Source organism: Parasphingorhabdus sp., from assembly GCF_039939955.1.
Classification (GTDB): Bacteria; Pseudomonadota; Alphaproteobacteria; order Sphingomonadales; family Sphingomonadaceae; genus Parasphingorhabdus.
This window is the reverse complement of the sequence record NZ_JBDVHS010000005.1, coordinates 1,001,465-1,027,274: the sequence shown is the minus strand read 5'-3', so window position 1 is coordinate 1,027,274 and position 25,810 is coordinate 1,001,465. Positions and strand designations below refer to the sequence as shown.

Sequence of the window (25,810 nt, the reverse complement as noted above, 5' to 3'; positions counted from 1 at the left end):
GACAAGGAACCCGTTATGAACAACCCAGCAATCTCTGTTGTAATGCCCGTATATAATGTCGAAAAATATGTCGCAGAAGCGATTGAATCGGTTCTCGCGCAAACGTTTGACGACTTTGAACTGATCATCGTCGATGATGGCGGAACGGATATGAGTGTCGAAATTTGCACATCATTTGATGACACCAGAATCCGTATTGTATCGCAAGCCAATCGCGGTCTCGCGGGCGCTCGAAACACCGGTATAATGGAAGCACGGGGCGAATATATCGCACTTTTGGATTCCGATGACAGCTGGGAACCTGAAAAACTGGCGCTGCATAAAATCCATCTGGATAACAATCCCCACGTCGGCGTCAGCTATAGCGGTTCGCGATTCATGGACCAAAATGGTGCCATGTTGCGCCAAGCGCAGCGTCCCAAGCTAGAAAATATTACCGCAAAAGATGTGCTGACCCGTAATCCGATCGGCAACGGATCCGCACCGGTGATCCGACGGTCCGCACTAGAAGCGATCGCTTTCAATCACCGCGACGAACCAAGACGTCTCTGCTTTTTTGACGAAACTTATCGTCAATCTGAAGATATCGAGCTTTGGATACGGATGGCGTTGACTGGCCGAATTGTTTTTGAAGGCATCAATGGTTTACTTACCCGCTATCGGATTGTTTCCGGCGGCCTATCCGCGAATATTGCGGCGCAATATGACAGCTGGAACCGCGTCATCGACAAGACCGCTAGTTATGCACCTGGATTTATCCAGCAATTTGGCGCCGAGGCGCGGGCATATCAGCTACGATATCTTGCACGGCGTGCCATTCAAATGGGCGAAGGAGCATTCGCACTGTCATTATTCAAGGAATCATTCTCCTTCTCATCAACCCCGATCATAGAAGAACCAGTTAAGTCATTCGTCACGTTATCGGCCGCAACCGCGATGAGATATCTACCGACAACCTTTGTTAGGAAACTCGCGGGAACGTGGACCGGCGGAAAGGCAGTAGCATGAACAATTTGCCAAAAATCGTCCATTTATTAGATGATATTTCCCTAGGGGGCGTCACCAAGAGTTTAGAACTATTCCGAAACCCCACCTTGGAACGGCATTATAGTTTTTCTGTCGAAGAGGTGCATCCGGAGTGGAGCATCGCACCAAGATTTGATGCATCAGCTATCGTGGTACATTTTTCCGTCAGCTGGAAAACGATGCCGTTTCTATACTCTCTGGCTTCAAAAAACCCCAAAGCGAAGCTCATCCTTATGCAGCATAGCTATTCGGAAGAATGGGAGCAGATAAATGTGCCAGAGAAAGGACGCTTTCGATCAATGTTAAAACTCGCGCATAGAGTTTTCGATCGCGTAATATGTGTTTCTGAAGCACAGGCTATGTGGCTGCAAGGCGCGACTGGGTTGGAAGATCCTAAATTGGCGGTGATCTATCCCTGGAGTGACATGCAGGGTCTGGCACAACTTTTCCGTCCGCATTTTTCGCAGAAAGATCCCATTACCATCGGTACTTATGGCCGTTTTGTTCAAGAGAAAGGATTCGAACAACTGATAAACGCGTTCAATTCCTTGGGTGAACAGAGCGAGGTCAAATTACGCATCGGCGGATTTGGACCGGATGAGACAAAGTTGAAGCAGCTCGCTGCCGACAATGCCAATATCTCCTTTTTTGGCAAGGTGGGCCGACTGGCCGATTTTTATAAGCAATGCGACATCATCGCTGTGCCATCACAGTTTGAGGCCTATGGCCTAGTGGCGACAGAAGCTCGCTTGGCCGCCCGTCCGATCTTTGTTTCCAACGCCGGCGGCTTACCAGAGCAGGTTAGCGATGCCGGCCTGGTTGTCGATTTTGAGGACAATGCAGTGGTGGTTAGATTGCTAAAGCAGATACGGCATTTGCCGCTTGTCCAAATGTCAGTTGCTGGCCGAGATGACTGCCTTCGCGTTACCGAACAACGCATCGAAGCGTGGCTTGATATGCTATCAAAGCTCGAGCTTGATAAGCCCCAATTGAAAGCAGCATGACTGGATAATAACACCACCAGTTACCGATTGACCAGAAGAATGGCCCTCACGATCGTGGGGGCCATTTTTCGTGCAACGGTCCGACTATGAGTAGTGGAGTACGCCGTGCAGCGGAGAAACAATCACATATGTTGATGAAATGGATTGGGTACACCGGGCGACCAAGCATGAACGCGTTCTATAAGGTTGATTGATATCTACAGTTCGCTGTTGACGCATGGCTATCCATAGCTCGAACGATCAGATCGGTATAGCGAATAACTATCATGGCGTGACGGCGACCGTTCCCGTTGATCACCGTTTGCAGAGAGGCCTGCTCAGCTCATAGCTACAATCGGGTCTTCAACCACCTATATGTTCTGAATTAGCTCGACTGCTTTGCTTGGCAGGCTTGTAAAGCCATGCCGATAACCACCAGGCCTGGCCAATATAAATAAGCCAGTGACTCCAAATTTTCGCCGAAGCTGTACATCAGCAAAAGGGTGACCATCGATAGCCCCACTCGACCAAGATTTGAGCTGAATGCGGAGCGCAGTAACAGGAAGAAGCTCAGGAAGAGCGGCATTGCCAATGCGATAAGGCCCAATATGCCTTTCACGAAGAGCAATCCATACCACGTATGATGGCTCCCAATGGGCATATATTCGACCAGATGCGGGCCGCGTTCGACGACACCGTGCCCGAACCAAAATGCTTCACTTTGCCACCGCTCGACCGCAATGCGTCCAAGCGTTTCGCGCACACGGGTAGAATCCGCGCGCGCTCCTGAAAACTCCGCTTTGGCTAGATTAAGCATCTCTAAAATGTCCAAAGCAAACCAACCGGCCAAAAGAACGAACGGCAACACAAAAAACCAAATCATCGGTTGAGTGATTTGTTTGAAAATCAAAGGTATCGGCACGATGATGATCAACCCGACTAACGCCAGTCGGGATTGCGACATGAGGATGATCGCCACCGCAGCAGCAACGCCCCAAGCTTTCCACCGCGTATCTCGTTCTTGTAAGGAGCAGATCAAATAGACTAGGCCGACCATCCCAGCAGCAGGAGACCATGGCGCAAAAAACTGCCAGCGCGGCGTTCCAGAGCCATGCTCCAACGTGTAGAGCGTTGCTTTGAAATATTCCGAGCCCGAACCACCAAAAACTTTCAAAGGAGAAACCCAGAGAGTGTCCGGTAATCCGATGAAAGGAGCGATCAAAAACAACGGTAGGAGAAAAATCGTATATTTGCCTACTCTGCAAATCGCCCGGTAAATAATTTCAGGACGGATCGGCAGGACAGCGCCAGCGAAGATAAAGAGCGCGATCAACAACCATCCCTTGGCCCAGCCAATAGAAGATTTGATTGTTGCCGCGGTTCCAAGGCCAAAATTCAAATGGCCGACAACAAGGATTGCCAGCATCGCAAACATCGCAATCAACCATATGCTGATGGACTTATGTGGTGACGCTAGGCGTTTTTCTTTCGGCAACGCCGGCGTAATATAATAGAAATAGACCGCTTGAAGCGCGAGTACGGCGCCCAAAACGGGCCCAGCAATATATAGTCCACCAACCAGCCATAATAGCCATGTGGCTATTATGCTCAGGTGGACTATACGTTCGGAGCTATTTTGCGGATGATTGGTCGTCTGAACCATAAGAGTCCCAGTCCGATCAAGATGATGATTGTGCTACCCATAGCTCCGGCAATCGCGAGTATGGCCGACGGGCTCGATGGAGATTGCGGTAGCGATGGTTGTTCGAGAGTTTGTACCAAGGGGTAGGATGCAAAGGGATCCTGCTTATTGGTATCTATCCGCGCCAAAGCAGACGAAAATACCGCCTCCGCCACTCGATGATCCCGTACCAAATCCGCTAACTCGGAAGCCTGTTGAACGAGCTTCTCGCTTTTTTGGGATTGCCGCGCAATATCCTTACGAATTTCAGAAAGCCCGGCTTTTACGCCGGCGCTTTTGGAATTGGCGATAACCATACCCTGCATCAAGTTCGCGCGACCATCCGATACGGTTATATCGACGTTCTTCAATATCACGTCGGCCTTCAAACCGGTTAGAGCACGGCCGCGTTTAACCAATGCACTCTTTAGTTGGTCGCGCTCACTATTGGCCTGAACCAGGTCACCGTGATTATCTCCCAGTGTTGCTTCTTTCTCTTGCGCGCTAACTTCCATTTTTGCGTAACGATCAGCGAGTTGTTGAAAGACAGGATCAGAACGCAAACGCAATGCGGTATTCGCGCCGCCTACGCCTTTACCCAATATCGAGGCGTAACGTCCGGACTCCGCTGAGGTTTGCAACAATGCCACGCGAGCTTCCCGCTCTTGTTGGCGCAAAGCATCCATATCGGCGATCCGTGTGTTGAACTGATCCAAGGACACCAATCCCGTTTTCGCTTGAAAATCCAGAAGCGCCTGCTGTGTTGTCCGCACTTTCTTTTCTAGAGAAACAAGATTCTTCTCATCGGAACTTTCCCGCATTGCTGCTTCATCTTTCCGGAGATTATCGAGTTGCTCGAGAAAGCTGTCTTTCAGCGCAATCGCCCGTTTATGAGCCTGCTCGCCGCTTCGCCCCGATACCTCGATCTGAATCAAGTTTGTCTGATCAATCAGCTGAACCTTGGGACTAGGAAAAGATTTTGCTTCGTCACCGGTTTTCTCGGCACTTTCTCTTATGGTAATATCCGTCATCAAAAGACGTTTGTAATTTTCAGTAGGACTCAGACTAGCGCTAGAGAACGCAGAGGATACGGAGGATTGCGCCTGTCCGATGTTCTCGACATTTAGCGACCCACCTGCTCCGGAACCTGGCAATATCAGAGTGAATTTGCTCCGATATTGATCGGGCGCCAAAGCAAGATATAACGCCGTCAATACCCAGATCACCGCGATCCAAATCCCGGCAGTTTTCAGGTAACGCTTGTGACGCATACGCATCGGCGGCCTGTTTTTGAGGGCAGTCCAAAGACGTTCGGGCAATCCCGGCAGTTCGATAAGTTCGTGTTTCATGATCAATCAATACTGTTCAGAAGGACATAAGGAGACGCGGTTTGCCCGACCAAGCTAATCACATCGCGGAGGTTCATCGCGAAGCTATCGTAGCAAGTCAGGCCATCGCCAGGCATTAGATACGGGTCTTTGTTATCGCGGTCGGCATTCCGGACCAACTTTTCGACGGACCGTTGGATAACGACCGACTTGCCGTTGATCGGGTTTCGCGACATCAACACCACTCTTCGACCAGCGTTCATTGCAGATCCACCGACACAGTTCGCAGCCAACATTGCTTGCGAAAGCCGCGTTCCATATGGAAGGTTCGTCGCATCGCGGTTGATCGCGGAAGACGCGTTGTTGCTCGCCGGACGAGAAAGGTTTGACATATATACCCTGATTCCCGGTGCGGTAATCTGAGACGGCTTCACCAAGGCTTCTTGAAAACATTCACGCGATCCAACGATAATGCGATCGTTTGCCGTCAACGGGACGTCGTCGATAGAATTTCCGTAAATCGCACCGCTGACGTCGATTCTGGACCATTGGTCGCCTCGAATGACATACACTGAAGAAAGGTCGGCGTCTGGACGCACACCGCCCGCAGCGCGCAACGTCGTTGTAAGCGATCGATTGGCATTCTGATCGCCAGAATCGCTATTGTTCAAATTGACCCCGCGGGTCTCCGCATTGCGTTGTCCCACCTTGATCATGCCGGGTTGGAACACTGCGCCACTTATAGCGACGCTGACCCCGCCTAGTTCGAGCAGTTGCAGCCGAACACTGTTTTTTAGCCCACGGATAAGGCCTTCCGACAGCAGTTTTTGCGAGATGTGCTTTTCGGCCTCAACAATTGATTTACCTGCAATATGAACCGGCAACCTGCCATCCAAGGCAATCGTGCCATTCGCCGCCAGTACATAGACCCGCGACAGGCTTTCTTCGTCGCCAGCAACCTTCAACCGGACGCGGTCACCCGATGCTAGTAAATCTGGCGTGCTGGTAAGAACGTGGGAAGCCACTTCATTAGCTGGCAAGTCTGCAATTGGAGGTAAGGCTGTCCGACATTGGGCATAGGTTTCACTTGAGCGTTCAAATTGCTGCGGCGCATATTGACTGCCACTTACGTTCGATGGACGTTCCATTGTTGCGCAAGCCGAGAGGAGTGACGCGGAAGCCAAAAGCGAAATTGATTTGTACATGGTCAAATACCTAAATTTTTTCGTTCAGGTCTAGAATTGCAACCACCATGCCAGTTGCAGTTTTGCGCGATTTACAGTGCTAATGTGGTTTCTGACGGAAAAATCCTGGTGTATATTTGCAATTTGCAAAGCTTTTTGTTGCATATTGCAATTAGAGATATATTCACTTTGCAATAAAGGCTTTGAAAGTGGCTGAATTCCGCCATTCGCATTTTGGCATAAATACTGCTTGTAAACCGTAATAAACGACAGTTTGAAATCAGGAGCAAATATTATGAAGGGCGTGATCTTCACAGAGTTAGTACGGTTTATGGAAAAGGTTCAGTCACCGGAATTTGCCGATCAGGTGATAACCGGGGCGGCGCTACCCAATGAAGGTGCGTTCACGTCCATCGGGAACTACCCTTCGGAATATGCGTTGGCCATGGTGGGGCAAGCATCCGAGCAATCGGGTATAGAGGCGGCCGAGCTTTGTCGGTTGTTTGGGAAATATCTCTATAATCGCTTCACCATTCTATATCCTCACATCATGGAATCCTACAAAACAGCCGAAGATCTTCTCACCCATGTCGGCAGCCATATTCATACTGAAGTGTGTGTATTATATCCCGATGCGCAACCACCCCAAGTGAGTGCTGATGTTGAAAATGGGACAACGAGAGTTCGTTACGAGTCCCATCGACCCATGGCCGCCATTGCCCACGGGTTGGTTGAAGGGTGCATGAGTCATTATGATGATCAGAGAACCTTGGAGTGGGACTGCGCCGAAGACGGAAAATCTGCAACTTTTACGATCAAAGGGTAATCAGTTGGCTAGCCAGAAAATTTTAATCGTCGAAGATATCGCTTCGCTCTCCATTGCCTATGCGGGTCACCTTGAATCCGCCGGCTTTCAATGCGTCATAGTCGACAATTTGGCTGATGCCAGCACCGAGCTCCGGCAAGACAGTTCGAGTTTCTCGGCTGCCCTGCTAGATTTGCAGTTACCGGACGGCAACGGCCTTGACTGGTTAGAAAATGAGGCCGATCTGATCGGGCAGATATCGGTCATCGTCGCTACCGCTGATGGTTCGATCAATCGAGCCATCGAAGCGATGCGCTTAGGCGCATATGACTATATGGTAAAACCGCTCTCCCCTGCCCGGCTAGTAACCGCGATGCAGGGAGCAGCCGAAGTAGCAGAGCTCGCACAACAACAAACCACCGATCTCCCCAAATCCGCCAAGACCGATGAGGCGCTTGAAGGTTTTATCGGTGACAGCCCCCCAATGCGGGAGGTTTATCGCCAGATCCGAAACGTCTCCCATTCCAAAGCGACGATTTTCATCACCGGAGAAAGTGGCACCGGGAAAGAAGTTTGCGCCGACGCAATCCACAAATCTGGCCCCCGTGGGAAAAAGCCATTTGTCGCCATCAACTGCGGAGCAATTCCTGAAGACTTACTGGAATCAGAACTATTTGGACATCTCAAAGGCTCTTTTACAGGTGCGATCTCGGACCGCGTTGGTGCGGTTCAGGCGGCACATGGGGGAACGCTCTTTCTCGATGAAATATGTGAGATGGAACTCAAATTGCAGGTCAAACTGCTCCGGTTCCTGCAAACAGGAACGGTCCAACGGGTTGGTGCAACGCGCCCCGAGAACGTCGATGTCCGCATAATATGCGCGACCAATCGGGATCCAGCATTGGAAGTCGCACAAGGTCGGTTCCGGGAGGATTTGTTCTACCGTTTAGCGGTTGTGCCAATAAAACTGCCAGCTTTGCGGGAACGAGGCAGTGACATAACGCTACTTGCCAATAGTTTCTTGGCTAAATTTGGAAAAGAGGAGGGCAAAACCTTTGCCCCCCTGACGCCTGAACTATCTCATAGTTTTGAAAGCCATAACTGGCCAGGTAACGTGCGCGAACTGCAGAACCTTATGCGGCGGGCAACAGTAATGTTTAGTGGACCGGATCTAGAGGCCAGCATCATTTCTGAATTCGCCAATCGGTCGGCCACAGCGCCAACGCAACAAACCGCCCCTCAACAGACACATGGCTTTGGTATCACTGAAAGAGAAATACCGTCCCTAGGCCTAGATGCGCTTGATGGCATGACACTCAACGAAATCGAGCAGCTCGTCGTTCAACGGGCGATTGATAAGTGCAACGGTAGTTTAACCAAGGCCGCACGGGTACTTGGTGTCAGCCCATCTACCCTCTACCGCAAAAGAGAGAAATGGGGCCATTCTGACCCGCAAAACTGATCAGCAAGCCTAACCGGCCTGACCACTGCTAATTGCACTCTATTCCGTTTTATCTTTTGCTGGAGCTTTCTTGGCCGCAGGCTTCTTTTTCGCGGCTGGTTTTTTCTTTGCAGCCGGTTTCTTTTTTGCGGCAGCCTTCTTCTTGGGTGCCGCTTTTTTCTTGCGCTTCTTTGCCGGACCTTTGGCAGCACGATCATCGATAAGTTGGGCCGCCTCTTCAAGCGTCAGCTGATCCTTATCAACGGTCTTCGGCAAGGATGCATTGGTTGTACCGTCAGTGACGTAAGGACCATAGCGGCCATCCATCAACTTTATTTCTTCTTCGGTACGTGGATGTTTGCCCAAAATTTTAAGCGGCTCCATTTTCCCGCGACCACGGCCACCACCATTTTTTGCGGCGTCCGCCAGTTTTGCAACAGCAGCATTCATACCGATCTCAAAGACTTCGACCGTGTTTTCCAACCTAGCGGATTTGCCATTGTGGCTCAAATAGGGGCCATAGCGGCCAATTTGAGCGTTTACCGGCTCACTGGTTTCGGGATGGATGCCGACTTCGCGTGGCAGAGAAAGTAGCTTAACAGCCCATTCAAGCCCGAAGTCTTCGGCGGGAATATCCTTCGGGATGGACGATCGTTTGGCTTCTTTGCCTTCCCCTTTTTCAACATAGGGACCAAAGCGTCCTACTTTTTTGGTAATTTTCTCATCGGTATCCGGATCGACACCCAATTCTTGTGGGCCTTCATCTTCATCCGAATTCGCGCCACCACCTTGTGCAAATCGCCGGGTGAATTTGCATTCAGGATAGTTGGAACAAGCCACAAAAGCACCAAATCGACCGCCACGCAGCGCTAATTTACCTTCGTTGCAGCGCGGGCATTGGCGCGGATCTGTTCCATCTTCTTTTTCCGGGAACAGGTATGAACCCAAGAATATGTCGAGTTCCGCGGTGACTTCAGATGGCATTTTTTCCATGACTTCAACGGTCTTCGGCTTAAAATCATGCCAAAACGCTTCCAGGATCGCCTGCCACTGGGCACGGCCTCCACTCACGTCATCGAGCTCATCTTCCAGGCCAGCGGTATAGTCATACGCCACATAGCGCTCGAAAAACCGTTCAAGAAACCCGGTTAATAGGCGCCCGCTCTCTTCCGCAAAGAAACGATTTTTCTCTATCCGGACATAAGCGCGGTCTTTGAGCGTCTTGATGATAGAGGCATAGGTAGACGGACGTCCGATCCCCAATTCTTCCATCTTCTTGACGAGACTGGCTTCACTGTAACGTGGTGGTGGCTGAGTGAAATGCTGTGTCGCATCGACGGTTTTCTTGGCTGGACTATCCCCTTTGGACATCGCAGGCAGTAAACCACCATCTTCGCTCTTATCGTCATCTCGGCCCTCTTCATAAAGAGCTAAAAATCCTGGAAATTTCACGACTTGGCCTGTTGCTCTCAGTCCTGTTTTTCCAGTCCCATCAAGCATTTCCACCGTGGTACGTTCAAGCCGTGCGGAAGCCATTTGGCTCGCCATCGCGCGCTTTAACACCAGATCATAGAGTTTTGCATGATCCCCGCTACCGACAGTTCTTTGCGTGAAACTGGTAGGGCGGATGGCTTCATGCGCTTCCTGCGCATTTTTGGCCTTGCTTTTGTAGACGCGTGGGCTGTCCGGAACGTAGCTGGCATCATAGCGGTCCGCGATCGCCTTGCGCGCCGCAGAAATGGCGCTGCCGTCCATCTGGACGCCGTCCGTTCGCATATAGGTAATCGCACCATCTTCATATAATTGCTGTGCGATGCGCATGGTATGACTAGCAGAATAGCCCAATTTTCGTGCGGCTTCCTGCTGAAGAGTCGAAGTTGTAAATGGTGGTGGTGGATTCCGAGTGAGCGGTTTCGTTTCGATCGTTTCGATCGTGAACAATCCATTTTCCACCGCGGCTTTCGCCAAATTGGCCTGATCTTCGTTCGCGAGATCCATTTTGCCCAGTTTTTTGCCGTCGTGGATTGTTAGCCGCGCTTCAAATGCTTGGCCCGCCTGCTCCATCTGCGCGGTAACAGACCAATATTCTTTTGGAATGAACGCTTCGATTTCTCGCTCCCGTTCAACAATCAGCTTCAAGGAAACAGATTGAACACGGCCTGCCGATTTCGCTCCCGGAAGCTTGCGCCACAACACTGGAGACAAGGTAAACCCAACAAGATAGTCGAGCGCTCGACGGGCGCGATACGCGTCGATAAGGTTTTCATCTAGAGACCGCGGCTGCCCCATGGCTTCCGTCACTGCAGATTTTGTAATCGCATTGAACGTAACGCGGTCAACTTTTTCCGGAAGCGCTTTTTTCTTTCGCAATACTTCCTGTACATGCCAGCTAATTGCTTCCCCTTCTCGGTCAGGGTCAGTCGCGAGAATCAAACGCGTTGCCTTTTTCGACTCGTCGGAGATAGCTTTCAGTTGCTTCGTTTTGTCGGCATAATTTTGCCACGTCATGGCAAAGCCATCGTCTGGGTCAACAGAGCCATCCTTAGGCGGAAGGTCGCGGATATGGCCGTAGGACGCCAATACCTTGAAATCTGATCCCAGATATTTTTCGATGGTTTTGGCTTTGGCGGGTGATTCAACAATGACTAGCTGCATATGTTCCGATTTTCGTTGTTCTCACGTATACGCGCAAGGCTGTGACAGGGTTTGGGTATAGGTCAAGGCCCTGATTGAAGATTTTTGTCAATGGCATAAAATATAGCTTGTCGACGAACACTCAGTTTAACAGGCTGACCCGAGCCCCGGCGTGACGTACCAGACGCCCCGCAAGTTCCAGTTCCAGCAGAGCAAATTGCACCGATGCAGGCGACCAGCCAGATTGTCTAACGAGCTCATCAACAGTCACCGGCGTCACGCTGAGGAGGTCGAGAAGGGGTTCACCCTCCAAATCGTCAGAACCTAGACTATCTGCAGTTTGGTTTATCACATCTCCCACATCACCCTGCGTTTCACTGGCAGGGTTCAAGAATTCTGCCCGATCGTCAAAATGGCGGATCAGTTCCAGTATATCGTCAGCTGACTGCACCAGATTTGCTCCCTCCCGGATCAGCATGTTGCAACCTCTCGATCGCGGATCAATCGGAGACCCCGGGATAGCCATGACCTGCCTACCGGACTCCGCTGCTAATCTTGCCGTGATCAGAGAGCCAGAACGCGGCGCTGCTTCAACGATCACCGTTCCCCTAGCCAGCCCGGCGATAATACGATTGCGATAAGGAAAATGCCGAGCGCGGGGTTCCGTTCCTGGCGGTTGTTCCGCCAATAACAGCCCCTGTTCGGATATTGTCCGTTGAATAGCTTCATTTTCCGGTGGATAAAAAACATCTAGACCACCGGCAATAACGCCGATGGTTGCCTTCCCTAAGGAACCTTGATGCGCCGCAGTATCAATGCCTCTCGCCAGACCTGAGACAATGGAGATACCTGCATCTACGAGGTTGTTTGCGAGATCGCGTGCAAAGCGGCACGCCGCTGCAGATGCATTTCGTGCTCCCACAATTGCCACCATCGGTTTCTTAAGAAGCTCAAGATCTCCCTGACAAAGTAACAGCGGCGGTGGATTGCCGATCTCGGCCAGTAAGGCTGGATAAGCAGGATCATCCAGAAACAGCAATTCGGCTCCAAGCTTACGAACCTCCTCTAGCTCGGCATTGACCTTTTTGGCGCTTGCGATGCGGGGCGACCGTTTACTGCCTCTCGCAGCGAGATCAGGAATTGCTTTCAATGCGCCGGCGGGAGACCCAAATCTCTTGATCAATTGCTGGTAGGTTACAGGCCCGACATTCTCGGATCGAATAAGCTGAAGTCGGTCGAACGATTCCTTACTTAGACCATCCACTTCAATCTCTTTTCGTGGCTCCAACCTTTGGTTCTTCACCCGCGATAAGTCGCTCAACATTGGATCGGTGCTTCCACAACACGAGTAGCGCAAGACCAACGAACATGGGGATCATCGAATATTCCCCCAAGGCAAATGCTGCAACAGGTACGGATATCGCAGCAAGCATCCCTCCTACGGAGGAATATCGCCAAAATACAAGGGATGCGAGCCAAGTGACCGCAAATATCAACCCTGCGGTCGGGATCAAAGCGGCCGTGACCCCCAGCAACGTTGCAACGCCTTTGCCTCCGCTGAATCTCAACCAAACCGGGTAGAGATGGCCGATAAAGGCTCCAAGCCCTGCAAGCACGCCAAGGCCTCCAGAAACCTGCAAAGCCAGATAGACCGCCGCATATCCCTTGGCCATGTCCAGCAAGAGTGTCAGGGCCGCGAGCGCTTTGTTACCGGTACGCAACACATTGGTTGCTCCGATGTTACCCGATCCTGTTTGGCGTAAATCGCCACCACCGGACAGACGGGTCAACACTAATCCAAAAGGGATAGAACCCAGCAAATAGCCGAACAACAACGCCAATACTGGTTCCATCCAAATAGACTGCACGTGAAATACCCCTTGTTTCGACTGCGCTATATTCATGCTTGATGATGAGCAAGTAATAGGTCGTAAAAAACAGCTAAGGTCAAACGCCTGTCAGACGAACCGAAGCTGTTGCCGTTTCTCCGCAAATCTGGCTATGAGCAATTTATGACCAAAACGCAGATTGGCGAATGCCCACCTTTGTTGTTTTTCGATACCGGCGTCGGGGGGCTTTCTGTGTTGAAAGAAACCGTCAAATTGCTTCCCCATGCGCCAATTGTCTATGCAGCAGACTATGCAGGCATGCCCTATGGGATGAAATCCGAAATAGAGCTAGCATCGCGCGTTCCCGCTCTTCTTGGCCGATTGGTTGAGCGATATAAGCCTGGATTGGCAACCATTGCCTGCAATACCGCCTCCACCATCGCGCTCGATCACGTGCGGTCTGCTTTGAACATTCCCGTCGTCGGAACGGTACCCGCGATAAAGCCAGCCAGCGAAATGACAAAAACCGGAGCAATAGGACTGCTGGGCACAAAGGCGACCATTCGCCAACCCTATGTCGACAAGCTTGCCGCTGATTTTGCTGCCGACAAGCTATTGCTCCGCCACGGGGCACCTGAACTCGTCTATGCTGCAGAGGCCAAGCTACGAGGAGAAAAACCAGATTCCACAATCATTGAAGAAGCGATATCGGGATTACTCAATCAGGACGGGGGCGAGCAGATAGATACGATCATTCTAGCCTGCACCCATTTTCCGCTACTACGGCAAGAATTGCAGCAGGCCGCCCCCCGACCGCTTCAATTTATCGATGGCGCTCAAGGCATTGCACGCCGGATAGCCTATCTGACAAAAACGATTTCATGGCCAAGTGAGGGCCAAGGCGGGACCTTTGTCACCACGGGTGATCTTGCCGATATCAAACCCTACAAACCCGCTTTTGAGGTATATGGCATCGATAGATTCCAAACATTGTAACCATATGGAAAACATCTCTTATTGCGAGTGGTTTGCGCTGGAATTTCTAGAAAAAGGCCGCTAAGGGCCTTTCCAAGCAGACCGCAAGAACAGATTTGGTGCATAGTGGACTACGATAAAGTTTTTTCCCAAGCGATTGACCGGCTTCATGCCGAAGGACGTTATCGGGTATTCATCGACATTTTGCGCAACAAGGGCTCTTTCCCCAATGCCCGTTGTTTCGCCCATCACAATGGCCCGCAACCCGTCACCGTTTGGTGCTCGAACGATTATCTAGCGATGGGACAGCATCCCGATGTGATTTCGGCGATGGAAGATGCACTTCATGACGTTGGCGCCGGTTCAGGCGGAACACGCAATATTGGCGGCAACACGCATTATCATATCCAACTGGAGCGGGAACTGGCCGATTGGCACGGAAAATCCGGCGCGCTGCTTTTTACTTCCGGATATGTTTCGAATGAAGCGACCCTTTCTACGCTGACCAAGATATTGCCAGGCTGCGTTATTTTTTCTGATGAGCTGAACCACGCATCGATGATTGCCGGCATCAAGAACAGTGGCTGTGAAAAACGTGTTTTCCGGCATAATGATCTGGCTCATCTGGAAGAATTGCTTGCTGCCGAAGACCCCGACGTTCCCAAGCTTATTGCCTTTGAAAGCATCTATTCAATGGATGGCGATGTCGCACCATTGCACGCTATCTGTGATCTGGCGGACAAATATAACGCCCTCACCTATTGCGATGAAGTCCATGCCGTAGGCATGTATGGGAAACGCGGTGGCGGTATTTCGGAACGCGACAAAGCCGCCGACAGGATCACAATTGTCGAAGGCACCTTGGCCAAGGCAGTGGGCGTGATGGGTGGCTATATCACTGCTGATCAGAAAATCATTGATGTGATCCGGTCCTATGCGCCCGGCTTCATCTTCACGACCAGCCTGTCGCCGGTTCTTGTAGCCGGTGCATTGGCAAGCATCCGTCACTTGAAACAGTCGACCGAAGAACGCGATGGTCAACAGGCCGCCGCCCAGATGCTGAAAGATCTATTTGCAGACGCTGGTTTGCCGGTGATGGATTCCTCTACCCATATCGTTCCACTGCTCGTGGGTGATCCTGTGAAAGCAAAGAAAATCAGCGATATTCTGCTCGCTGAATATGGCGTCTACGTGCAACCCATCAACTACCCAACGGTACCACGCGGCACCGAACGACTGCGGTTCACCCCGGGTCCGGCGCATAGCGAAGCGATGATGAAAGACTTGGCCCACGCATTGGTTGAAATTTGGGGTCGAATGGACCTTGAGCTAGCGATTGCAGCTTAACCGTCCGCGATTATCCTCGCAAATAGCTGATTGTCGACATTGCCGCCGGACAGCGTAACGGCCGTCCGATCCGAAATTGCAACTTTGCCAGCCAATATCGCCGCTAAGGCAACAGCCCCGCCAGGCTCAACCACGATATGCAATTTTTTGAACGCAACGCGCATTGCATGATGCACTTCAGCGGTCGAAACAGCGATCCCAGTGGCTTCTCTTTGGTGTAATATCGCGAAAGTAATCGGCGATACCAATAACGTTTGCAGTGCGTCACAATCTGTTGCGGGTGGATTCTCCTTCACCGGAACGATAGTGCCCCCTTCCAGCGATCGTTTCATATCGTCCCAGCCTTCCGGCTCAACCACCGCGATTTTTGCATCCGGATTGGCAAGCGCTGAGCCGCTCGCCAAACCACCGCCACCGCAGCAGACGACAAGCTGGTCGGGCGCGGAGCCGGTCCGCGCGATCATTTGTTCTCGTATTTCGAGGCCGCAGCTCCCCTGCCCTTCAACAACCCATGGGTCGTCGAAGCTCGGAACGACGACCGCTCCTGTATCCCGCGATAGATTTGCGGCCAATTGCTCTCGATTACCGCCCATACGATCATAAGTTATGATTTTGGCACCCAATGCCCGGGTGTTCTCTAGTTTCGCCTTAGGAGCGTCCTCAGGCATGATTATGGTCGCTGATACGCCTAGCTTACGGGCGGCCCAAGCCACGCCTTGTGCATGATTTCCACTGGAAAATGCGACAACGCCATTTTTACGGTGTTCATCGGTTAGGTCGGTGAGACGATGCCAGCCACCGCGAATTTTGAAAGCGCCAATTGGTTGCAGCGGTTCCGCCTTGCACCAAATCGTCTTGCCGTCGATTTCAAGCGGCAAAAGCGGTGTAGGCGGCAGAATAGATGCGACTTTTTCTGCTGCTCTTTTTACCCCCGCAAGCGTGGGTTGTCGGTCAGGGTCCAAGAGGTATTGCTCTGTCATAGTCTCCCTCTATATGCGGGATTATCTTTTCTCCAGCGTTTAGAGTGTAATCATGGGCAAAATATTGGTGATCGGCGCAGGCGGCGTCAGTTCGGTAGCAGTGCATAAAATGGCACAACAGATCGCAGCCAACAGCGGGCATTTTAGCGCGATCCTGTTGGCTAGCCGTACCTTGTCGAAATGCGAAGCCATTGCAGCATCGGTTAAACAGCGCACAGGCGTCGATATTCGAACAGCACAAATTGATGCTGATGATGTTCCGGCGCTGACTGCATTGATTAAGCAGGAAATGCCCGATTTGGTCGTTAATCTGGCCCTTCCTTACCAGGATTTGCATATCATGGACGCCTGCCTTGCGACCGGAACCCACTATCTCGATACCGCCAATTACGAACCACGCGATGAAGCAAAGTTCGAATATAAATGGCAATGGGACTATCAGGACCGTTTCAAGGATGCCGGGATCATGGCGCTGCTTGGCTCTGGATTCGATCCCGGAGTGACCAGCATTTTCACCAGCTGGCTGAAAAAACACCATTTCGACCGGATCGACACCGTCGACATTCTGGATTGCAATGGCGGCGATCACGGCCAGCATTTTGCGACCAATTTCAACCCTGAAATTAATATCCGGGAAGTCACTGCGGTTGCCCGCCATTGGGAGAATGGGGATTGGGTGGAAACACCGGCTCTTTCACAGAAACAGGCGTTTGATTTCGAGGCTGTCGGCGAGAAAAATATGTACCTCATGTATCATGAGGAAATTGAATCGCTGAAGACACATATCCCGGAAATCCAGCGTATTCGCTTCTGGATGACCTTTGGCGATGCCTATCTCACCCACCTTGAAGTGCTGCAGAATGTCGGCATGACGCGGATTGATCCGGTGATGTACGAAGGCCGTGAGATTATTCCGCTGCAGTTCCTGAAAGCCGTGCTCCCCGAGCCCGCCAGCCTCGGTGAAACGACCAAGGGCAACACTAACATCGGTGTCATTGCAACGGGGATGAAAGACGGCGTTGAGAAGACCCTATACGTCAAGAATATCTGCAGTCATGAAGCCGCGTTTGAGGAAACCGGCAATCAGGGCGTTAGCTATACGACCGGGGTTCCGGCGATGATTGGCGCGGCGTTGATGCTGTCTGGTCAGTGGAAAGGTGATGGCGTTTTCAACATGGAGCAGTTCGACCCGGATCCGTTCATGGACATGCTGAATCAACATGGCTTGCCGTGGACATTGGAAGAGATGGAAGCATCTTTGGCCTTTTGATATGGAAACGAAAGCAGGCGATCCCGGCGCTTTTGCGCATTTTGATTTGGGCCGGGTGCCCTCGCCTGCCTTTGTCGTGGATGAGGCTGCGGTGCGCCGAAATCTCGAAATTCTTGCCGATATCAGGGAGCGGTCGGGGGCCAAGGTCCTGCTCGCTCTCAAGGCCTTTTCCATGTGGTCGCTCGCACCACTGATTGACGAATATCTCGATGGCTATTGTGCTTCCGGCCTGTGGGAAGCGCGGCTTGCCAAGACGCATTTCAGCGGACCGATCAGCACCTATTCTCCGGCCTATAAAGCGGATGATCTGGCCGAGCTGAGCGAGATATCGGCGCATATCACATTCAATAATCCGGCTCAGATAGAACGATGGAAAAATGATTTTAATCAAAATCTTCCACTCGATAGTTCAGATATTGGTTTAAGAATTAATCCGCAAATCCCGCTGGGCGAAACGGAGAAATATGATCCGAGCCAACCGCATAGCCGGCTGGGCTTTCCCGTAAACCAGCTGAATCCTGATCATTTCGAGCATCTGTCCGGCATCCACTTTCACAATCTGTGCGAACAGGGCTTTGATGCGCTCCAGCAGACATGGGAGAAGGTGGAGCCCCACATCGCGCCACATTTCGGTTCGCTGAAATGGATCAATCTGGGTGGTGGGCACCATATCACTCGCGACGACTATGATCGGGAGGCGCTGGTTGCGTTTCTTAAAGATCTAAAAGCCAAGTCTGGGTGCGACATCTATCTGGAGCCTGGGGAAGCCGTTGCACTGGATGCCGGTATATTAGTGGGAGAAATCCTCGATATTTTCGACAATGGCATGCCCGTTGCTATCACGGATATCTCCGCGACTTGCCATATGCCGGACGTTATCGAGGCGCCCTATCGCCCGGCAATGCTGGGTGAACGGAGCGAAGGCACCGCCATCCGCCTTGGGGGACCCAGCTGCTTGGCCGGGGATATTATCGGCGATTATGTCCTGCCCGATGAGCCGCATATCGGCCAGCGGATCGCCTTTCTCGATCAAGCGCATTATTCAATGGTCAAAACCAACACGTTTAACGGCGTCCCCCTGCCATCGATCTGGCTATGGAACAGCGAAAATGATGACCTAAAATGCCTAAAAAGCTTCGATTGGACGACCTTTCGTGATCGGTTGAGCTAGAAAATTGACCTATTCTTCCATTTTCTCTATCGGCGGGTCTTTACAGATCAGAAAACCGGCAATATAGCCGCGCTTCGCTGCCCCATGGTCGCTTGCAAAACCGCAAGGCAGCTCAATCGATCTTGGCCGATAGGGGGTCCCTTGAGTTGCACAATTACCATGATGCTGAGGCGCTGACGAAGGCCCTTAGTCCCGACATTCCCGTCCTACTGAACCGGCCTCATGCAGCCCGGCGCGCGGCGCGTTATTTCGTCGAGCAATTTCCCGGAAAATCTCTCTATGCGGTAAAGGCAAACCCCTCGCCGGCTCTGCTGCAAATTCTGTGGGAAGAAGGCGTTACCCATTTTGACGTGGCTTCCATCGACGAAGTCCGCCTTGTCCGTACGACACTGCCACAGGCAACGCTTTGCTACATGAACCCGATCAAGCAACTCGCGTCGATACGAGAAGCATATCACGACCATGGCGTGCGGATATTCTCGCTCGACAGTCTCGAAGAACTAGAAAAAATCGAACTTGGTACCGAGCATGCTGATGATTTGACGCTTTGTGTACGGATCAAAGTGGCATCGGAATTTGCCGAAATCAGTCTGGCTTCTAAATTCGGCATTGATGTCGATGATTCCATAGAATTGCTACAGCGCGCCCGGCAAACCTCGGAAAGCCTGGGCATTTGCTTCCATGTTGGCAGTCAGGCGATGACGCCGCTTGCTTTCGTTCACGCTCTGGAGCGCGTCCGTACCGCTATTGTCGGCGCCTCAGTAACCGTCGATATTGTCAACGTGGGTGGCGGATTTCCGTCAATCTATCCCGATCTGGAGCCGGTTTCCCTCAACCATTATTTTACCGCCATCGACCGGACGTTCGAGGATTTACCGATTAGCTATTCCGCAGAGCTATGGTGCGAGCCAGGACGCGCTTTGTCCGCCGAGTATAGCTCGTTGATCGTCAAGGTTGAGCGCCGTCGTGGCAATGAGCTCTATATCAACGACGGGGCCTATGGCACCTTGTTTGATGCGGCCCATATAGGTTGGCGTTTTCCAGTCCGGCAAATTGGCGTGGAATCAGACAATCTGACCACAACCGGTTTTAGTTTTTACGGACCGACCTGCGATGACATGGATTTCATGGCAGGCCCCTTTGCTCTGCCCGACGACATTAAGGCCGGAGATTATATCGAAATCGGCATGCTTGGCGCTTATGGTTCGGCCATGCGGACGAAATTCAACGGCTATGGCAGCAGCGAAGAATATGATGTCGCTGATGAACCCATGGCGAGCCTATATGTCGGCGCAAATCTGGACCGCTCGGACCGGGATAATGTGGTGTCATTTCCGGGCGCTTGATCGGCATTTTCAGTTGCATTTGACAATTGAATATAACTGACGCAGTTTCCTCCTCGTCAAAGGGGAGCAAGAATCATGGATACTGCAATATTGGCACCAGCGGCTGTTCTGGTCCTATGGTCCCTCATCATGCTGTTCTGGATGGCCGGAACAAGATTTCCCGCCATAGCAAAAACCGGAACAGATCTTTCCAAAGCCAAGCCTGGCGGCCGAGGAAGCGACCTAGAGGGTGTGATACCTGATCAGGTGAATTGGAAATCTCATAATTACACCCATTTAATGGAACAGCCGACCCTGTTTTACGCCACGGTTGTTATACTCGCGATTGCCGATGCAGGTCATGGCCTCAACCAGTATCTCGCGTGGGCCTATGTTATCATCAGGATCGTTCACAGCATCTGGCAAGCCACTGTCAATCTAGTGAAATTTCGGCTCCTGCTGTTCATCGCATCGACAATTTGCCTATTCATCATGGCGATCAATGCTGTCTGGGCAACGCTTTTCTAAGCCACAAATTTCATACATCACGACAATTAACGGGGAGATATAGATATGGATAATAGTTCAATGCTACAGCCTATGGTTGCACTCATCTTGTGGACGATGCTGATGTGGCTGTGGATGTATGTCACGCGAATACCGGCGATGAACAAAGCCAAAATCGACTCCGCCAATCTGGTTGGCAGCAAGGGCGGCGATCTTGACGAGTTGCTCCCACCCGAAGTTCAGTGGAAAGCGCATAATTACAACCATTTGCTTACCGAACCGACGCTTTTCTATGCCGTTTGTGTCGTTTTGATCCTTGCCGGACAGGGAAATGGCCTAAATCTAACCATCGCATGGGTCTATGTCGGCTTGCGTGTCCTCCACAGCCTTATCCAGGTGACCAGCAACCGCGTGCTCTATCGTTTTGGCGTATTTGCTCTGTCTAGCTTGTGCATCATCGCTCTGGCAATCCATGCGGCTCTGGCGGTATTCCACTAAACAACGGGCTCTGGCGTCCTGATTTCCGACGCCGGAGCCTAATTATCGTGTGAAGCTTGATACAATCTCTACATGGGTGGACCATAGAAACTGTCCCACCGGCCAGACTTGCCGAAGCCGATAGCCTGCATCACAAAGCTGCTTTGCGTCTCTCGCAAAACTGGCCGGATTGCAGCTGATATAACAAATTTTCTCGACGTCTGATTGCGCAAGCTGCATGATCTGGTCTCGCGCACCCGCCCGTGGCGGATCGAGGATGACCGCATCAAAGCGATTAAGCTCTTCGACGCTAAGCGCCCTGCGAAATAAATCGCGATGCTCACAAAAAATCTGCCGGCTTGAATGATTGGCAACCATCTTTAGCGCACCGATCGCGTCCCGAGCGCCTTCGGCTGCATAGACTTTCTTGTCGTCGCCCAGCGCCAATGTGAATGTCCCTAGTCCCGCAAACAGATCGGCAACGAGGCGTGCCTCTCCAACAGCATCGCGCATCGCCGACACAAGCACCTGCTGGCCGTCATGTGTCGGCTGCAAGAATGCACTATGGGGAAAACTAACGGCTATCCCACCAAAGCTGACGGTCACCGGCTCTGGTTCCCACTGCGTTTCGGGGCCATAGCCGCCATCCACCGAGAGGCGCGCCAGCCCGTTGGTTTCGGCAAAGCTGGACAAGGCTTCATGTTCTTCTAAGCCATCCGGTTCATAGTTGCTGATCAACAGATCAACACCCTGATCAACCAGTGTCATTTCAATGTTCATATCATGCTTGCGGCGAGCGGCCTTCTTTAGGAATTTCCGCAAAGGCGCGATGAGGCTGAACAGTTCGGGTGCCAAAATCTCGCATTGCTGGAGATCGATGATCCGGTGACTACCCGCGCCGCTGAACCCAAGCTTGAGTTGATCACCAAGCTTTGCCGCCCGCAAACTGGCGCGAATACGGCTCTTTGGTTGAGATATCTGAGGCGGATGCATCACGTCTGCGACCAATCCCTGCCCTTCCAAGGCATAGGCAACGCGGTCTGTCAGGAACTGCGTATAGCTCTGTTCATCGAGATGTTGCAGGCTACAACCGCCGCAGACCTGAAAATGCTGACAGGGCGCCTCAACATGATGCGGCCCTTTGATCAGCCCACCATCTTCGTTCAACCGGTCCAGCGGCGCAGAAAAGGCAATATGGCGACCGTCAGAGGTTACCCCGTCACCCTTTGCGGCGACGCGAATGATAAGGTCGGGATCGGTCGTCTCGGTCATAAACATTCCTGCAGAGCGGCGGGTAATTGGTCGATCAACATTTCTGGCGAAAAGACCGGTCCCGCCAATATTGCGGCCCGGCTATGCAGCCATTGACCTTCGCAGGCCGCCCTATAGCCACTGACAGCGTTTGCCAACCGGCTTGCAATGATTCCCGTCAGGACATCACCGGTTCCTGCCGTCGAGAGCCATGAACAGGTTGAGGCCGGTATGGATGTTTTACCGTCGCAACCCGCAATGACCGTATCCGCACCTTTGAGTAGGATAGTGGCCTTCGAGCGTCGCGCTAGATTGCGGCTATCTTCGATCCTATTTTGCAAAGCATCAAGGAGCAGGCCAGTAAATTCCCCCGCATGCGGCGTTGCAATCGTGTCCGCAGAGCGCGTTGCTACCAAGTCTGAAAATCGCGATCCAGCGACCGTCAGTGCATCGGCATCTAACACCAGCGGTACACGGGATGCGAGTGCCGCGTGCAACATGTCGCTTGCCCGTTCATCCCGCCCCAGTCCCGGGCCAACGGCAAGGGCTGAAATCCTTTTATCGGCCAGCTTCTCCCGAAGCCCGTTTCCATCCCGCACCGTTTCGACGACAATACTGGGGTGCGGCGTAGCAAAGCCGGGCGGTGCAAAGATTTTGATATAACCGGCTCCCGATTTCTGAGCCGCCATTGCCGTGAGCTGCGCTGCTCCGGGCATCGCGCCCGCAACCACAGCGACCAGGCCACGACTATATTTGTGATCCTGCGCATCCGGAGCAGATAGCCGGGGCTTCGCCACAACATCCAGATTGCTGCTTGCTCTGACACCAATATCTATGCCGACGACATTTCCCATTTTTGACCGAGCCGGTTCCAGAAAATGGGAAGGCTTATATGCGCCCAGCGCGATGGTTGTATCAAATGCCGGTATCTCGTTCACACATATGCCACCATCAGATTCAACGCCGCTGGGGAGATCAATCGCTACCCGCCGTTTTGCTCCGGTAGAGAGACGCAAAATATGCTGGAACCACTGCTCGGCAATCGGACGCGTCAATCCGGTGCCAAAAAGACAATCGACAAATTGTGTTCTGGGCTGAGCATCGGATAGTTTCTGTGTTTCCCCACGCCACAGAGACTTGGCATGTTGAGCCGCCTCTGTTTTTGGTTCCGCTGCCATAGCGACCTGAACATCAACGCCCTTTTCGAGCAACCATTGTGCGATGACATAGCCATCACCTCCATTATTGCCCGGGCCGCATAGCACCAATGTCGGAAGGTCAACCGCAATCCTCCAGATCATTTGTGCAGCGCCCTGCCCCGCACGGCGCATCAATTCCTGAACCGATATACCCTTGTCCATCAAAACATGTTCCGCCGACTGCATTTCTGCGGCGGTCAATATATTTCCATGGTTAAGCAAGCCCGCCTCTAATTACCGACTGGGCCGGGATTTTCATCGACGATGGTTTCCGCGCCAGGCTTGATCCGCGCGGGTAACAGATATTGATCGGGACCCACTTGAACCAAAATTTCGCCATCTTCGACGATCGAAATCCGGGCCGCTTCGAAACCATCCGCCGCTTCCAAACCATGCCCATCGGTCAGGATATTGAACCGACGAAAACCGCCATCGGGATGACGAATGATCAGGGTAACCTTGCCGTCACCGCTCAATCGCTCGATGGCACAATCACGCACAAACTCGCTGGTGCCGTTGACCGCGCATTTGATCGGTTCGTCTTTACTCTGCTGTTCGGCATCCGTTCGCGCGCCATTGTCTGCCCGATTGTCGCAGGCCGTTAGCAACATTGCCAACGCGGTAATTTTAAATATCGGCGTAGACATGCTTCTCTGCTTTGGCTCCGGGATGCGTGACCGCGCCTTTATAGGCTGGGCCGACATTCTGTGCATAACGCCACAATGTCCCTGAACCATAATCGGTTTCACGTCGTGTAAATCTTGTTCGACGATCGGCCAAAATCGCCTCATCAACTTCCAGATCGATGATACCGGCTTCGGCATCGATATTGATGATATCACCCTCTTCGATCAAACCGATCGGTCCGCCATCGGCAGCTTCCGGACCGACATGACCGATACAAAATCCGCGGGTCGCACCCGAGAAACGGCCGTCGGTGATAAGCGCGACTTTCTCGCCCATGCCCTGACCATAAAGCGCAGCGGTGGTCGCCAGCATTTCACGCATACCAGGACCGCCTTTGGGCCCTTCATTGCGAATGACAACAACGGAGCCTTCCTCAATCTTTCGTTCTTCAACCGCGGTGAACGCATCTTCCTCGCATTCAAAGACCTGCGCCGGGCCACGAAATTGCAGACGCGCCATACCGGCGACTTTCACAATGGCGCCTTCTGGAGCCAGAGAGCCGCGCAAGCCAACGACACCGCCGGTCGGGGTGATCGCATTTTGCACGTCATAGATAACCTTCTGGTCCGGATTCCAGACGATCTCGTCGATATTCTCGCCCAGCGTCTTGCCGGTGACGGTGATGCAGTCTCCGTTCATCAGGCCATTGTCCATCATCGTCTTCATCAGCATATAGACGCCGCCCGCATCATGCATGTCCTTGGCGACATATTTGCCGCCCGGTTTCAGGTCCGCCAAATAGGGCGTGGTTTTAAAAATCTCTGCAACATCGAACAGGTCGAAATCGATGCCGGCTTCGCTGGCCATCGCCGGAAGGTGCAAGGCCGCATTGGTTGAGCCGCCCGTAGCAGCGACCACCCGAGCCGCGTTGATGAAGGCATCTTTGGTGCAGATATCCCGCGGCCGCAAATTGGTTTCGATCAGGTTCATGATCTGACGGCCTGCGGCTTTTGCCATATCGTCGCGGGTCTCATAAGGCGCTGGTGCCATATTGCTATTTGGCAAGGACAGTCCGATCGCCTCGGCAACGCAAGCCATAGTATTGGCAGTAAACTGCCCGCCACAAGCACCATGGCCCGGACAAGCAACTTTCTCCAGCTCGATCAGTTCCTGCAAAGGACAATTGCCCGCACTATGCTGGCCAACCGCTTCAAAAACGTCGACGACGGTAACGTCCTCGTCATGGAAACGTCCGGGAAGGATCGAACCACCATAGACAAAGATCGACGGCACATTCAGCCGCAGCATCGCCATCATCATCCCGGGCAGACTCTTGTCGCAACCGGCATAACCGATAACTGCGTCATAGCAGTGGCCCCGAACACTCAATTCGACGCTATCGGCAATGACTTCCCGCGAGACCAGCGACGCCTTCATGCCCTGATGCCCCATCGCGATGCCGTCTGTGACGGTGATCGTGTTGAAACGCCGCGGGGTTCCGCCGCCTTCAACAACGCCCTCGCGGGCCATATCGGCCTGCCCATCGAGCAATGTGTTGCAAGGCGCGCTGTCATTGCCCGCAGATGCAATCCCGACGAAGGGCTTCGCAATATCTTCCTCGGTCATTCCCATTGCATAATAGTAGCTACGCTGAGGCGCGCGTTCAGGGCCAACACTGACGTGACGGCTTGGCAATCGGGATTTATCGAATCTGTTGGTCATTCTGGCTTCCAATTTGGCAATTTCCGGATCGTCCTTCCAAAAGTCCGC

22 protein-coding genes are annotated in these 25,810 nt (G+C 52.3%); 11 read left to right on the top strand and 11 right to left on the bottom strand.

The annotated features are described in order from the left end of the window. Positions 1 to 15 precede the first annotated feature (15 nt). Both ABJG22_RS10200 and ABJG22_RS10195 read left to right on the top strand, forming a co-directional pair. Positions 16 to 1,008: a glycosyltransferase family 2 protein gene (locus ABJG22_RS10200; RefSeq protein WP_348020119.1), complete on the top strand. Its 993-nt coding sequence runs from the start codon at positions 16 to 18 to the stop codon at positions 1,006 to 1,008. Next, the gene (locus ABJG22_RS10195; RefSeq protein ID WP_348020118.1) at positions 1,005 to 2,030 is read left to right on the top strand and encodes a glycosyltransferase family 4 protein; all 1,026 of its coding nucleotides are present in this window, start codon (positions 1,005 to 1,007) and stop codon (positions 2,028 to 2,030) included. The genes ABJG22_RS10200 and ABJG22_RS10195 overlap by 4 nt, the downstream gene beginning before the upstream one ends. Positions 2,031 to 2,394: 364 nt before the next feature. On the opposite strand, the gene ABJG22_RS10190 is transcribed toward ABJG22_RS10195, so the two are convergent. From ABJG22_RS10190 to ABJG22_RS10180, 3 genes are read right to left on the bottom strand one after another with little or no spacing between them, the layout of a single operon-like run. Next, the gene (locus ABJG22_RS10190) at positions 2,395 to 3,672 is read right to left on the bottom strand and encodes an O-antigen ligase domain-containing protein (RefSeq protein ID WP_348020117.1); all 1,278 of its coding nucleotides are present in this window, start codon (positions 3,670 to 3,672) and stop codon (positions 2,395 to 2,397) included. Further along, positions 3,627 to 5,039, bottom strand: coding sequence for a hypothetical protein (locus tag ABJG22_RS10185; protein ID WP_348020116.1), 1,413 nt, complete (start codon positions 5,037 to 5,039; stop codon positions 3,627 to 3,629). Before ABJG22_RS10185 ends, ABJG22_RS10190 begins: the two co-directional genes overlap by 46 nt. A gap of 2 nt (positions 5,040 to 5,041) precedes the next feature. Beyond that, the gene (locus tag ABJG22_RS10180) at positions 5,042 to 6,166 is read right to left on the bottom strand and encodes a polysaccharide biosynthesis/export family protein (RefSeq protein WP_348020115.1); all 1,125 of its coding nucleotides are present in this window, start codon (positions 6,164 to 6,166) and stop codon (positions 5,042 to 5,044) included. Between the two features lie 331 nt (positions 6,167 to 6,497). On the opposite strand from ABJG22_RS10180, the gene ABJG22_RS10175 reads away from it, so the two are divergent. Together ABJG22_RS10175 and ABJG22_RS10170 are read left to right on the top strand one after the other, a co-directional pair. Then, entirely contained in the window at positions 6,498 to 7,028 is a 531-nt protein-coding gene (locus tag ABJG22_RS10175; RefSeq protein WP_348020114.1) for a heme NO-binding domain-containing protein, read from the top strand. Between the two features lie 4 nt (positions 7,029 to 7,032). After that, entirely contained in the window at positions 7,033 to 8,469 is a 1,437-nt protein-coding gene (locus ABJG22_RS10170) for a sigma-54 dependent transcriptional regulator (protein WP_348020113.1), read from the top strand. Positions 8,470 to 8,508: 39 nt separating this feature from the next. Here ABJG22_RS10170 and topA read toward each other — a convergent pair whose 3' ends face one another. The 3 genes from topA to plsY form a co-directional block, all read right to left on the bottom strand. Then, a complete protein-coding gene (gene topA, locus ABJG22_RS10165) occupies positions 8,509 to 11,103 on the bottom strand; it encodes a type I DNA topoisomerase (RefSeq protein WP_348020112.1) in 2,595 nt (864 codons plus the stop codon). A gap of 121 nt (positions 11,104 to 11,224) precedes the next feature. Next, positions 11,225 to 12,346 carry a DNA-processing protein DprA gene (dprA, locus tag ABJG22_RS10160; RefSeq protein WP_348020111.1) on the bottom strand — a complete coding sequence of 374 codons (1,122 nt, stop codon included), beginning with the start codon at positions 12,344 to 12,346 and terminating at the stop codon, positions 11,225 to 11,227. 1 nt (position 12,347) lies between these two features. Continuing rightward, positions 12,348 to 12,935, bottom strand: a complete 588-nt coding sequence (gene plsY, locus ABJG22_RS10155; protein WP_348020110.1) for a glycerol-3-phosphate 1-O-acyltransferase PlsY — start codon at positions 12,933 to 12,935, stop codon at positions 12,348 to 12,350. Between the two features lie 159 nt (positions 12,936 to 13,094). Between plsY and murI the strand changes: the two genes are divergently transcribed. Both murI and hemA read left to right on the top strand, forming a co-directional pair. Next, positions 13,095 to 13,907, top strand: a complete 813-nt coding sequence (murI, locus tag ABJG22_RS10150) for a glutamate racemase (protein ID WP_348020109.1) — start codon at positions 13,095 to 13,097, stop codon at positions 13,905 to 13,907. A gap of 105 nt (positions 13,908 to 14,012) precedes the next feature. Then, complete coding sequence (gene hemA / locus ABJG22_RS10145; protein WP_348020108.1) at positions 14,013 to 15,233, top strand: 5-aminolevulinate synthase; 1,221 nt, start codon at positions 14,013 to 14,015, stop codon at positions 15,231 to 15,233. Here hemA and ABJG22_RS10140 read toward each other — a convergent pair. After that, positions 15,230 to 16,213 carry a threonine/serine dehydratase gene (locus ABJG22_RS10140; protein WP_348020107.1) on the bottom strand — a complete coding sequence of 328 codons (984 nt, stop codon included), beginning with the start codon at positions 16,211 to 16,213 and terminating at the stop codon, positions 15,230 to 15,232. The two genes, hemA and ABJG22_RS10140, sit on opposite strands and share 4 nt — an antisense overlap. 52 nt (positions 16,214 to 16,265) lie before the next feature. On the opposite strand from ABJG22_RS10140, the gene ABJG22_RS10135 reads away from it, so the two are divergent. From ABJG22_RS10135 to ABJG22_RS10115, 5 genes are all read left to right on the top strand, one after another. Then, positions 16,266 to 17,483 (top strand): saccharopine dehydrogenase family protein, encoded by a 1,218-nt coding sequence (locus ABJG22_RS10135; RefSeq protein WP_348020106.1) that lies wholly within the window; start codon positions 16,266 to 16,268, stop codon positions 17,481 to 17,483. 1 nt (position 17,484) lies between these two features. Next, positions 17,485 to 18,654 (top strand): carboxynorspermidine decarboxylase, encoded by a 1,170-nt coding sequence (locus ABJG22_RS10130; RefSeq protein ID WP_348020105.1) that lies wholly within the window; start codon positions 17,485 to 17,487, stop codon positions 18,652 to 18,654. Positions 18,655 to 18,800: 146 nt separating this feature from the next. Next, on the top strand, positions 18,801 to 20,000 hold the full coding sequence (locus ABJG22_RS10125) for a type III PLP-dependent enzyme (protein WP_348020346.1): 1,200 nt from the start codon (positions 18,801 to 18,803) through the stop codon (positions 19,998 to 20,000). 75 nt (positions 20,001 to 20,075) lie between these two features. Beyond that, on the top strand, positions 20,076 to 20,507 hold the full coding sequence (locus tag ABJG22_RS10120) for an MAPEG family protein (protein WP_348020104.1): 432 nt from the start codon (positions 20,076 to 20,078) through the stop codon (positions 20,505 to 20,507). Between the two features lie 45 nt (positions 20,508 to 20,552). Next, a complete protein-coding gene (locus tag ABJG22_RS10115; protein WP_348020103.1) occupies positions 20,553 to 20,984 on the top strand; it encodes an MAPEG family protein in 432 nt (143 codons plus the stop codon). A gap of 42 nt (positions 20,985 to 21,026) precedes the next feature. On the opposite strand, the gene ABJG22_RS10110 is transcribed toward ABJG22_RS10115, so the two are convergent. Genes ABJG22_RS10110 through ilvD form a run of 4 tightly spaced genes read right to left on the bottom strand, consistent with a single transcriptional unit; the run spans position 21,027 to position 25,762 of the window. Beyond that, positions 21,027 to 22,235 carry a class I SAM-dependent RNA methyltransferase gene (locus ABJG22_RS10110; protein WP_348020102.1) on the bottom strand — a complete coding sequence of 403 codons (1,209 nt, stop codon included), beginning with the start codon at positions 22,233 to 22,235 and terminating at the stop codon, positions 21,027 to 21,029. Next, positions 22,232 to 23,614 (bottom strand): NAD(P)H-hydrate dehydratase, encoded by a 1,383-nt coding sequence (locus ABJG22_RS10105; RefSeq protein ID WP_348020101.1) that lies wholly within the window; start codon positions 23,612 to 23,614, stop codon positions 22,232 to 22,234. The genes ABJG22_RS10110 and ABJG22_RS10105 overlap by 4 nt, the downstream gene beginning before the upstream one ends. 29 nt (positions 23,615 to 23,643) lie before the next feature. Next, positions 23,644 to 24,060, bottom strand: a complete 417-nt coding sequence (locus ABJG22_RS10100) for a hypothetical protein (RefSeq protein WP_348020100.1) — start codon at positions 24,058 to 24,060, stop codon at positions 23,644 to 23,646. Beyond that, a complete protein-coding gene (ilvD, locus tag ABJG22_RS10095; RefSeq protein WP_348020099.1) occupies positions 24,041 to 25,762 on the bottom strand; it encodes a dihydroxy-acid dehydratase in 1,722 nt (573 codons plus the stop codon). The genes ABJG22_RS10100 and ilvD overlap by 20 nt, the downstream gene beginning before the upstream one ends. Positions 25,763 to 25,810: the final 48 nt, after the last annotated feature.